We start from the raw sequence: 11749 nt of genomic DNA, 5'->3' as shown, positions 1-11749 counted from the left end.
TCCAAACCGGAGTTTGATCCATGACCCGCCTGACGCACCGCGTGGCTGCCTTCGCTCTCGCTGGAGCTTTGCTCGTACCGGCTGCAGGAACGGCCCTTGCCGGAGACGGCTGGGGTGAACGCGGCGGCCGCCAGGGCTGGAACGACGACTGGGGCGGCGATCGCCGTCACCGTCCGTACAACCCGGATCGCAAGCGCAAGAACGACAACACGGATGCGGCCATCGCCGCTGGCGTGATCGGCCTTGCGGCAGGTGCGATCCTGCTCGGCGCCCTCGGCGACAGCAGCAACTCCGCGCCTCCCCCGCCGGCCTATTACCCGCCGGCTCCGGCCTACGGCGGCCCGGTGTATGGTGGCAGCCAGGTTTATGGCAGCGCACCGGTCTACGGCGGTCCGGCCTATGGCGGACCCGTCTACGCCGGCCCGAATTACGGTCACGTCCAGCCGATCCCGGAACCCGGCGTGCCGGTGGATGACCGTCCGATCATCGCCCATGGCGGTCAGGTTGGCGGCTACCAGCCCTGGACGCCGGCCTGGTACCAGTATTGCAGCAGCCGCTACCGCAGCTTCAACCCGCAGACCGGAACCTTCCGGACCCACAGCGGCCAGACCCGGTTCTGCCAGTAAGCAACGCGGTTTCAGAGCCCAGATTTCGCCTTTCCGCAGCCGGTCATCCCCTGCCCTGCCCCGCAAGACCGGGTGCGGACATGCGCTGGGCCGCCCCAAAAAGGGCGGCCCAAGCCTGATAACGAACCTCGATCCTATTCACGTCATCCCGGCCAAGCGCAGCGCCGAGCCGAGACCGGTGAGCCGAGGTATGGATGTTTCAGTGTTTTGAAACAGAAAAGATCTTGGCTCTCCGGTCCCGGGTCTTCGCTTCGCTGCGCCCGGGATGACGACGGACAGGCTTGTTCAGCAGGTTGGGCCGCTCCGAAAGAGCGGCCTTTCCGCGTTCATTCTCAAGTCCCGATGGTTAGTCGGCCATGGTCTCGATGGAGGCAAAGCCTTCAGGAGCGGCGCCGGCGAAGAAGGGCTCGTCCACTTCCACGACCGTATCGGGATAGAAGCCGTTGAAATGGGTGCGCAGCGACAGGCTGTAGGCACCGATATGGCCGATCTCGATCCAGTCCCCCGTATCGACGGTCTCGGGGAGCCAGAAGGGCCGCGACAGGATATCGACGCTGTCGCAGGTGGCGCCGCACACCTTGAACGGCACGATCTCGCCGGCGTTGCCGACACGGCGGCGGCGGGCAGGATCCGGAATGAAGCGCGCCGGGAGCGTGATCTTGCCGGTCCAGCTGTCGGACAGGGACGCCCAGATGCCGTCGTTGATGTAAAGCCGCCGGCCTTTCTTCAAGAGCACCCGCACGATGAGCGAGATGGACCTTGCGACGATGACGCGGCCGGGCTCGGCCACCAGTGGCTGCTTGTCAAAGCCCCACTCGGCAATGTCCTTGCGCAACTCGCTCATCAGATCGGACAAGGCCGGCATTTGCGGGGTCTTGCGGCGCGGGTCATGCCCATAGACGGCCGGAAAGCCACCGCCGACGTCGAGTTCGCAGATCTCGACCCCAGACCGGGAGCGCACCCAGTCGGCCGAGGCAAGCGCCCGTTCGTAGGTTTCCGCATCCTCGATCTGGCTGCCGACATGGAAGCAAAGGCCACAGCGGAAACCGATCCGGTCGATGCGTTGCAACAGTTCCACGGCATGGGCGGGCGCTGCGCCGAATTTTTTCGACAGCTCGTAGGCGGCATGGCCCTTGGTGGCCAGGCGGACAAACAGGGTGATGTCACCCGGGTTGATGTCGAGCGCACGCACGATGCGCAGGATCTTGGCGACCTCGTCCTCGTGATCGAGCGACAAGGTGCGGATGCGATAGGTCTCGAGCGCCAGCCGGATGTCGGACTGGGCCTTGACCGGGTGCATGTAGAGCATTTCCGCAGTGGGGGCGACGTCGCGGACAGCGGCGAATTCGGCCGGTGAGGCGACGTCGAAACAGTCAATCCCGGCCTCGGCCAGAGCCTTGAGGACAAAGGGCTCGCCGTTGGTCTTCACCGCATAGGCGGTCTTGCCCGGAAAGGCCGCCATGAAGTTGCGCGCATCTTCGGCCAGAACGGTGGGCCGGAAACAATAGACCGGCTGATCGGGGCGCAAGGCCAGGGCGGCGTCAACGGCAGTCCGGAATCGATCCATCCGCATAATCCTTGATTGAGAGGCAGGCCTGGTCCCGCGACAGGCGTCGCGTCCTCCAGAGCAGCCCGATTCCCGATTGATATCAAGTCACCGCCGTCGCAACGGCATCACTGGCTTGTCGAACCTGAGGGTGGAATCATAACGGACTTGCGACACCTGCGGTTCCATGGCTCAGTTATCCAACGTGACCTGCCGGAAAGCCTCCATGACCATCGAACTCTACACCGCCTATGTGATCGCAACGCTCGTCGTGGTGGCGATCCCCGGCCCGACCGTGCTGCTGGTGATCAGCTACGCACTTGCCCATGGCCGCAAGGCATCGACAGCCTGCGTGCTGGGTGTCGCACTGGGGGATGCCACATCGGCAACCGCCTCGCTGCTGGGCCTTGGCGCGATCCTGGCGACCTCGGCGACGGCCTTTTCCATCCTCAAGTGGCTGGGCGCGGCCTATCTGCTGTGGATCGGCATCAAGATGTGGCGCCAGCCCCCTGCCCCGCTTGAACTGGACAGCGAGGGCGAGGCAGCGCTGGCAATGAACCCGCGCCGGGTGTTCTGGCACACCTATGTAGTGACCAGCCTCAACCCGAAGGGCATTGCGTTCTTCATTGCCTTCCTGCCGCACTTCATCGCGCCGCAGGCCCCGGTGGCCCCGCAGCTGCTGCTGCTCGGGATCACCTTCGTCGTGCTGGGAACGCTCAATGCGGCTGTCTATGCCCTGACGGCCTCTGCGATCCGGACGCGCATCCGCAAGCCGGGGACGCTGAAGACGCTGAACCGGGTCGGAGGCAGTCTGCTGATCAGCGCGGCGGCCATGACGGCTGCGCTGCGCCGCGCCGCCTGAGGCGCTGTCAGCGGCTGGCCGCCTGCTCCATCCCGTCCATGATCCGGTCGAGCGCCTTCTGGAACGCCCGACCGGCCGCCTGACGGCGAAACTCGGCGGCAAGCTGAACGGTCTGCGGAAATTCTCTCGGGTCGAGCTGGTCGGTTTCATCCAGCATGGCCTGTGAGGCCGGGCGCAGCAGGCCGCCAGCCTCGGCGGCCGCTAGCCCCAGAACCGCAGCATACCAGCCGACGCAATAGTCGACCCGGTCCTCCGCGTTGAAGCCCGCATCGGCCAGCGCGACATAGACCATCTCGGCATGGCGCACGTCGGCAGGTCCCGTCACCCAGAACCGCAGCAGCAGCGGGAAGGTTTGCGGATAGGCCAGAGCGAGGCGGCGGTACTGGAAGGCAAGGTTCTCCAGCCGGCTGCGCCAGGGTGTGGCCGGATCAACGGGAATGAGCTGCGCATTGAGCCGGTCGCCCATGGCCCGCTCCAGTTTTTCCTTCGACCCGAAGTGATATTGCACGGTCATCGGATCAAGCCCGAGGGACTGGGCCAGCCGGCGCAGGCTGAAGCCTTCAGCGCCCTCGCTTTCACGCAAGGCGATCGCTGCTTCCAGCACCGCATGCGGGTCAATTCCGCGCGGGCCCTGACGACCTTCACCACGCCCCTCGCCGCGACCTTCAGTGGGCTTTTTCGACACCGCAGAAATTTCCCCTTGCCATTCCTACGTTGTAGAATTACATGTTCTGCACTGTAGAAATCAAGCTGTCTTCGGCCAGGGCGCTCGTCCCTGGACGATCTTGCACATCTAAAGGAGACTTGCGATGCGCAGCCTCGCCGCCAGACCCGATGCAAGAGCCCTCGGCCTTGCCGCCGTGATCGGCTCGACCTTCTTCCTCGGCCTTGCCCATGGCATCGGCTATCCGCTGACCGCTGTCAGCTTCGAGCGCTGGGGCGCGCCGGGCTGGCTGACGGGCCTCGCCGCAGGCATGCCGGCGCTGGCCGCGCTGGTGCTGTTGCCCTTTGCCCCGCGCCTCGCTTTCCGCATCGGGCTGGTGCCGGCGATGGCTGGCGGCTGTGCCATTGGCCTCACCGGTTTCATCCTGATGCCATTGATGCCGAGCGTCGAGGCGTGGCTGGTGCTGCGCTTCATGATGGGTGTCGGGCTGCTGTTCCCCTGGCTGCTCGGCGAGACCTGGATCAACGCCGCGGCCGAAGAGGCAAGCCGGGGCCGGGTGCTGTCGCTTTACACGGTGGCGCTGTTCGGCGGCTATGGCGCAGGCCCGGTGCTGCTGGGCCAGATCGGCACGGAGGGGCTGCAACCCTTCATCGTCGCCGGGCTTGCCCTGTCATTGGCCGTGTTGCCGCTTGTGGCGGCGGCCAGCCTTGCGCCGCGGATCGACGGGCACGCGGGCGGCAACCCTGCGGCTGTCGCGAAGCTGGTGCCGCTGGGCATGTCGGCAGCGCTCATCGCCGGTGTGCTGGAATATGCCTATATCGCCCTGCTGCCGAGCTTTGCCAGCAGGCTGGGGCTTGATGAAGCGACGGGCCTCGGGCTTGTCACGGCCTTCCTGTGGGGCGGCGTGACCTTGAGCTTCGGCTTTGGCTGGCTGGCCGACCGGATGGACCGGCCCAAGCTGATGCTGATGATGCTGGTCGCCTTCCCGCTGGTGGCGCTCGTCTCGGGCCTTGCCACGGCGCTGCCGGGTGCGGCGCTGGCGGCCACCTTCCTGCTCGGCGGCCTTGCCTGCGCCTTCTACACGCTGGGCCTTGCGATCCTTGGCGAACGGCTGCGCCCGGCTGATCTTGCCCCGGCAAACGCGGCCTTCCTGGTGCTCTATCAGGTTGGCACGCTGGCCGCCCCTCCGGTCGCGGGCGCTGCCATGGACGCCGTCACGCCCTGGGGGTTCCTGATGGCTGTCATCGGCTTCGGCCTTGCAGGCCTGGCGACCGCGCTGGTGCTGTACCGGTTGGAAAGACGGCGCGAGAGGGCCTGAAACTGGAAACAAAAAAGGCCGCCACTTTGGCGGCCTTTTGCTGACGCAGTCAGGACAAGAGGTTCATGATGCCTTGCGCAGGCGTTCCTTGATGGTCGTCAGCGCGCGGCCGGCGTCGCCGCGCTGGACTTTGGCATAGCGCACGAAGGCCTCGTTGAGGTCCTTGCTGGTCAGCTTCAGCCGCTTGGCGCGCATCATCACGATGTTCTTGTAGGCCGTATCACTGACACCGTTGGCGCGGCACAGGATGTTGAGGACGGTATCCTCCGGGTTGAACACCACGCGCGCCACGGAATCATGCGGCAACTCGCTGAGTTCGGCAAAGAGCAGAGCAAGATCGACAGGCCTGTCACCCTTGGTGAACTGGTTGACCGCATCATCGACTGGGCGCTTGCGGGCCTTGACGTCGCGGATCAGCATTTCGGCCTTGTTCTTGGCGCTGCCGAGATCCCTTACCTGGGCCTGAACCTCCTGCGCCGCGCGTTCGGCCAGAACGTTGACCAAGGTGTTGTCGCCGCCCATTTCCTTCAGCCGCTCGCGCAGCTCGTCGGACAGGAACGAAACCAGCCGGCGCGCGCCCTCTTCGGGAATGTCGCTGCGCCCGATCAGGGCTTCCTGGATCTGCGGATGTGCACGGGCCTTTTCGACCAGCCGGTCGAACGTGTCCGCCGTGAATTTTGCCGCGTCGTTGCCCGCAACCTTGGCAAGGACCGAGGACGACCCGCGATCGACGATGACGCTGGTAACCTCGGCTTCCAGCGGACGGCGGTCCGCGATGGCACCGAGATGGTCCATCGAGCCGGTGGTGGCGATAGACACAAGATCCGACGTGGTCAGGACGGGCGAGCTTTCCAGCATCGGCTGGGCAACAGCGATCGTGTCCTCGGCGAGACGGAAGGCGAGATCATGCGGGGTATTGGGGTTCTCGGACACGCGCACGGCCAATGCCATGCGCGCTTCTTCTTCCAGCTGGCCGATGACCTTGAGGACGATGTCACCGAACAAAAGGCTGACGTGATCAACCTGTTCCGGCTGGGCGGAGACGAAAAGATCAGTCACGGCCTCGACAAGCGACTTGCGCCCGGATGACGTGCGATCATGAGCCAGCTCGGAGAGCTTGCTGAGACTGACCATTCCACCTCCCGGATCCCGGGTCTCCCTGTTATCAATCTGACCCTAGGGCCGATTTGGTTAAGACGTCTTTAACACCTGCCTGGCCATTCGAAGTTTCTCCTAACAAAGTCAGTACATCACAGAACAGATTGCATGCGACATATCCGCACTTTGTTCACAGGGGCCATTCGTCAGCACACTTATCAATATTCGCGCCGCAACTTCGCGCCATCCAGATAAGATTATGTTCAAATTAGATATTTTCTCACAGGTCGAACGGCAATGCAGGCAATGCACCACCAGCAAACACCAATCAGAACGCGAAAGGCCACAACCGTTGTGCAGTGCAGAAACTTTTCCGGTCGACAAGCGAGGAAGCTTCATTAAATTAACACATGTGCAGGAAATGGACATCGGGAGGCCAGACTATGTCGATCGTCCGTCATCTTGACGTCATCGCCGTTTGCGCGGCTTTCGCATTCCTCGGGGCGATCATTATCGGCCTTGTCTAGGATGCGTGGGTGGACGTCGTGCCCGGCTCCGGACCACGGGAGAGGTTCGGCGGGCAATGTCCGACGAATGCGGGCGGCCTCATGGCCGCACCGCCAGCCTGATTGAGACTGCCCAAGGCAAATGCCAGGGCCACAGCGGCACATGCAGCAAGAGTTAAACTGACAGGATCCGCAGCGGATGGCGCTGCCCGGAAGCCTCGAACTTGGGGCCATTCCGGCGTCACGAAAAACGGCCACCGCAGAGGCTGCGGTGGCCGCTTCAAAGCATGGTCGCCCGACCGGCCTGTGCCGGCCCAAACTGCCTCAGGCAGCCTGGGTGACAGCGGCTTCGATGGCAGCGCGGGCTGCGGCGCGCTTGGCGTCGCCATCCATCATCAGTTGGTCAGCGGCAATCACCGTCACGTCGGTGATGCCGATGAAGGCGAGGACCTGCTTCAGGTAGGGCGTTGCGAAGTCAACGGGCGAATTGACCGGCACGCCGCCCGAGGCGACGACGACATAGGCCTTCTTGCCCTTCAGCAGGCCTTCCGGGCCATTTTCCGTGTAGCGGAAGGTTTCGCGGGCGCGAGCAACGAGATCCACCCAGGCCTTGAGGCTGGCCGGGATGCCGAAATTGTAGACCGGCGCGGCAATGACGAGCACATCAGCAGCCTTGAGTTCGGCCACCAGCGTGTCGGACAGGGCGAGCTTCAGCTTCTGTTCGGAGCTGCGCTCAGCCGGATCGGTGAAGTTGGCTCCGACCCAGGCTTCGTCCACGACCGGCAGGCCGGCGGAGACGTCGCGGGTCAGGACGCGGGCCGACGGATGGGTGTCCAGAAGGCGGGTGACCAGCGTGTCGGTCAGCTCGCGGGTCATGGAACCGGCCTTGCGAGCCGAGGCGTCGATCTTGAGAATGGTCGGGGTGGCAGTCATGATTTGATCTCCTGAAGAACCCTGACCGCGTCAGGTGTTCATGTCGGGATCAATATAGACCGCCTGTTTCCGGTGACTATTCGACGGATCGTGAACAGTGTGTTTGCTGCCCCGCAACACGGGAGACGAGGCAGGCGCAGGCGGACCCGTCGTCGGGCCCGCCTGACGCGAGGATCATTCAGCCGCGGCAACCTTGCGGTTCGGGTCGTAATTGAGGATCGGGGCGAGCCAGCGCTCGGCATAGGCCAGATCCCAGCCCTTGCGATCCGCGTAGTCCGCCACTTGGTCCGCCTCGATCTTGCCGACGCCGAAATAGTGGCTGTCCGGGTGGCTGAAGTAGAGGCCCGAAACGGACGAGCCGGGCCACATGGCGTAGCTCTCGGTGAGCTGGATGCCGGTGGCTGCCGTCGCATCGAGCAGGCGGAACAGGGTTTCCTTCTCCGTGTGGTCCGGCTGGGCCGGATAACCCGGGGCGGGACGGATGCCCTGGTATTTCTCCTCGATGATTTCCTCATTCGTCAGCGTTTCGCCGCTCGCATAGCCCCACAGGTCCGTGCGGACGATCTGGTGCAGCTTCTCGGCAAAGGCTTCCGCGAGACGGTCCGCCAGCGCCTGGCTGAGGATCTTGTTGTAGTCATCGCCCGCCTTGGCATAGCGCGCGGCAAGGTCATCCTCGCCGTGGCCTGCCGTTACAGCAAAGCCGCCGACCCAGTCGGCAACGCCGGAGACCTCCGGTGCGACGAAATCCGACAGCGCAACGTTGGCGCGCCCACCTGCGGTGCGCGACATCTGCTGGCGCAGGGTGAAGAAGGTCGCCAGTTCCTGGCGGCGGTCCTCCCCGGTGAAGAGCACGATGTCATCGCCGCGCGCCTGGGCCGGCCACAGACCGGCGACGCCCTTGGCGGTCAGAAGCTTCTTCGTGACGATCTCGTCCAGCATGCGCCGGGCATCATCGTAGAGCGCCTTGGCGGCCGGGCCATAGCGGTTGTCGGTGAGCACCGCCGGATAGCGGCCCTTGATTTCCCAGGTGGAGAAGAAGGGCGTCCAGTCGATGAGCGGCACCAGGTCTTCCAGCGGGAAGTCCTCGAAGCGGGTAAGGCCCGTTTTACGCGGGGCCAGCGGGGCCTTGCCAAAGTCACAGCGGAAGGCATTGGCGCGGGCATCCGCGATGGACGTGCGCGGACCACCGCCACGCGCCGCAGCATGGGCTTCGGCGATTTCGGCATATTCGGTCCGCACCTCGGCGTAGTAGGGCTCACGCTGGCCTTCGCTCATGAGGCGCGAGGCAACACCCACGGCGCGGCCGGCATCGGTGACATAGATCGCCTGGCCTTTGGCGTAGTTCGGGTGGATCTTCACCGCCGTGTGGATACGGCTGGTCGTCGCCCCGCCGATCAGCAGAGGGACATTCATCCCCTCGCGTTCGAGTTCGGCCGCGACATGGCACATTTCATCGAGCGAGGGCGTGATGAGGCCGGATAGGCCGATGATGTCGACCTTCTCGGCCTTGGCGACCTCAAGGATCTTGGTTGCCGGCACCATGACGCCGAGGTCGATCACCTCGAAATTGTTGCACTGGAGCACGACGCCGACGATGTTCTTGCCGATGTCATGCACGTCGCCCTTCACGGTCGCCATCAGGATCTTGCCGGCCGAGGACGAGCCCTCGAGGCCGGAGAGACGCTTCTCCTCCTCCATGAAGGGCATCAGATAGGCGACGGCCTTCTTCATGACGCGGGCGGACTTCACCACCTGGGGCAGGAACATCTTGCCCGAGCCGAACAGGTCACCGACGACGTTCATGCCGTCCATCAGCGGGCCTTCGATCACGTGCAGCGGGCGGGCGACGGTCTGGCGCGCGGCCTCGGTGTCTTCCACGACGAAGTCATCAATGCCGTTGACGAGTGCATGTTCCAGCCGCTTGGCGACCGGCCATTCGCGCCAGGAGAGATCGGCTTCCTTCTTCTTGCCGCCCTCGCCTTTCCAGCGCTCGGCCGCCTCCAGCATCCGGTCGGTGGCGTCCGGCGAGCGGTTGAGGACCACGTCCTCGCACAGGTCGCGCAGCTCCTTGCTGAGGTCGTCATAGATGGCGAGCTGGCCGGCGTTGACGATGCCCATGTCCATGCCGCGGGTGATGGCGTGGTAGAGGAACACCGAGTGCATCGCCTCGCGCACGCCCTCGTTGCCGCGGAACGAGAAGGACAGGTTCGACACGCCGCCCGACACATGGGCATGCGGCAGGTTCTCGCGGATCCAGCCCGTCGCCTCGATGAAGTCGACGCCGTAGTTGTTGTGTTCCTCGATGCCGGTCGCCACCGCGAAGATGTTCGGGTCGAAGATGATGTCTTCCGGCGCGAAGCCGACCTTCTCTGTCAGCACCTTGTAGGAACGGGCGCAGATCTCGGTCTTGCGGGCGAACGTGTCGGCCTGGCCCTGCTCGTCAAACGCCATGACGACGACGGCCGCACCATAGCGGCGCACGAGCTTCGCCTGGGCGATGAAAGCCTCTTCGCCTTCCTTGAGCGAGATCGAGTTGACGATCGGCTTGCCCTGGACGCATTTCAGGCCAGCCTCGATGACGGTCCACTTCGAGCTGTCGATCATGACCGGAACGCGGGCAATGTCCGGCTCGGCGGCAACGAGGTTGAGGAAGGTGACCATGGCGGCTTCCGAAGTCCAGAAGCCCTTCGTCCATGTTGATGTCGATGATCTGCGCGCCGCTTTCGACCTGCTGGCGGGCAACGTCGAGCGCAGTCGCGTAGTCCCCTTCCTTGATCAGCTTGCGGAAGCGGGCCGAGCCGGTGACGTTGGTGCGCTCGCCGACGTTGACGAACTTGATCTCCGGCGTCAGCACGAAAGGCTCAAGACCCGACAGGCGCATCAAGCGCGGCACGTCCGGCAGCTTGCGCGGCGCCTTGTCCGCGACAGCCTCGGCAATCGCCTTGATATGCGCCGGCGTGGTGCCGCAGCAGCCGCCGACAATGTTGACGAGACCGGAGGCGGCGAACTCGCCGACGAGGCGGGCCATGTGTTCCGGGCTCTCGTCATACTCGCCGAATTCGTTCGGCAGGCCGGCGTTGGGATAGGCGCAGACCAGCGTCTGCGCGATGCGCGACAGGTCGGCGACGTGAGCGCGCATTTCCTTGGCGCCGAGCGCGCAGTTGAGACCGATGGACATCGGATCGGAATGACGCACGGAATACCAGAAGGCCTCCGCCGTCTGGCCGGACAGGGTGCGGCCCGAGAGGTCGGTGATGGTGCCGGAGATCATCACCGGCAGCCGCAGGCCCTTTTCCTCGAAGACTTCGTCGATGGCAAACAGGGCGGCCTTGGCATTCAGCGTATCGAAGATGGTCTCGACGAGGATGATGTCGGCGCCGCCATCGATCAGGCCGCGGGTTGCCTCGGCATAGGCGATACGAAGGTCATCGAACGAGACAGCCCGAAAGCCGGGGTTGTTCACATCCGGGGAGATGGAGGCGGTGCGATTGGTGGGTCCGATGGCACCGGCAACAAAGCGCGGCCGCTCCGGGGTCTTGGCGCTGACGATGTCGCAGGCCTGACGCGCCAGCTTCGCGCTCTCGAAGTTCAGCTCATAGGCCAGCGCCTCCATGCCGTAGTCGGCCTGGGCGATGGTCGTGGAGGAGAAGGTGTTGGTCTCGACGATATCCGCCCCGGCCTCGAGATAGTCGACGTGTATGGCGCGGATGTCATCCGGGCGTGTCAGGCTCAGGAGGTCGTTGTTGCCCTTGAGGTCCTGCGGCCAGTCGGCAAACCGCGCGCCCCGGAACGCGGCCTCGTCAAGCCGAAGCGTCTGGATCTCCGTCCCCATGGCGCCATCGAGCACAAGGATGCGCTTGGCGGCAGCAGAATGGAGCAGGTCGAAGGCGGCGGACTTCTTCAGCATGGGTGTGTTCCGGTTCCTGTCACGCAAAAGGTCCGGCTGGCCGGACCTGACATTCAGTGTCGTCTGTCGCGGAGTGTCGCATCCGCGCCTGACGTTTTTATGGGTGCTGCAGTCCCGAGCGGGACGGGAGCGAGGCAGCGGTTCCTCTCCCCCGTTGAGGGGGAGATGCCCCCGGCAGGGGGCAGAGGGGGGTAGCTGCCTTTCCCGTTACCTGGCCCGTTACCTGGGAGGTCGTCGCCTGTTGAAGCGCCGATACCCCCCTCTGTCTGCTGGCGCAGACATCTCCCCC

The 11749-nt window shown here is 64.5% G+C and carries 7 protein-coding genes and 1 pseudogene; 3 read left to right on the top strand and 5 right to left on the bottom strand.

The annotated features are described in order from the left end of the window. The first annotated feature begins 20 nt into the window (after window positions 1-20). On the top strand, window positions 21-626 hold the full coding sequence (locus OVA12_RS05855; RefSeq protein WP_268135360.1) for a BA14K family protein: 606 nt from the start codon (window positions 21-23) through the stop codon (window positions 624-626). A 346-nt stretch (window positions 627-972) separates the two neighbouring features. Here OVA12_RS05855 and OVA12_RS05850 read toward each other — a convergent pair whose 3' ends face one another. Continuing rightward, complete coding sequence (locus OVA12_RS05850; protein WP_268135358.1) at window positions 973-2193, bottom strand: alanine racemase; 1221 nt, start codon at window positions 2191-2193, stop codon at window positions 973-975. Window positions 2194-2398: 205 nt separating this feature from the next. Between OVA12_RS05850 and OVA12_RS05845 the strand changes: the two genes are divergently transcribed. After that, complete coding sequence (locus tag OVA12_RS05845) at window positions 2399-3034, top strand: LysE family translocator (protein WP_268135357.1); 636 nt, start codon at window positions 2399-2401, stop codon at window positions 3032-3034. Between the two features lie 7 nt (window positions 3035-3041). Here OVA12_RS05845 and OVA12_RS05840 read toward each other — a convergent pair whose 3' ends face one another. Beyond that, window positions 3042-3719: a TetR/AcrR family transcriptional regulator gene (locus tag OVA12_RS05840; RefSeq protein ID WP_106753104.1), complete on the bottom strand. Its 678-nt coding sequence runs from the start codon at window positions 3717-3719 to the stop codon at window positions 3042-3044. A 124-nt stretch (window positions 3720-3843) separates the two neighbouring features. On the opposite strand from OVA12_RS05840, the gene OVA12_RS05835 reads away from it, so the two are divergent. Beyond that, window positions 3844-5016, top strand: coding sequence for an MFS transporter (locus tag OVA12_RS05835; protein WP_268135355.1), 1173 nt, complete (start codon window positions 3844-3846; stop codon window positions 5014-5016). Between the two features lie 63 nt (window positions 5017-5079). Here the strand turns inward: OVA12_RS05835 and OVA12_RS05830 are convergent, their stop codons facing one another. From OVA12_RS05830 to metH, 3 genes and pseudogenes are all read right to left on the bottom strand, one after another. Beyond that, a complete protein-coding gene (locus OVA12_RS05830; RefSeq protein WP_268135353.1) occupies window positions 5080-6150 on the bottom strand; it encodes a DUF2336 domain-containing protein in 1071 nt (356 codons plus the stop codon). Between the two features lie 794 nt (window positions 6151-6944). Beyond that, window positions 6945-7553, bottom strand: a complete 609-nt coding sequence (locus OVA12_RS05825) for an FMN-dependent NADH-azoreductase (protein ID WP_268135352.1) — start codon at window positions 7551-7553, stop codon at window positions 6945-6947. 174 nt (window positions 7554-7727) lie between these two features. Beyond that, window positions 7728-11460: pseudogene (gene metH / locus OVA12_RS05820) on the bottom strand (methionine synthase). Window positions 11461-11749: the final 289 nt, after the last annotated feature.

The organism is Pannonibacter sp. SL95 (assembly GCF_026672425.1).
In the GTDB taxonomy this organism is placed as follows: Bacteria; Pseudomonadota; Alphaproteobacteria; order Rhizobiales; family Stappiaceae; genus Pannonibacter.
This window is presented reverse-complemented; position numbering and strand designations above follow the sequence as displayed.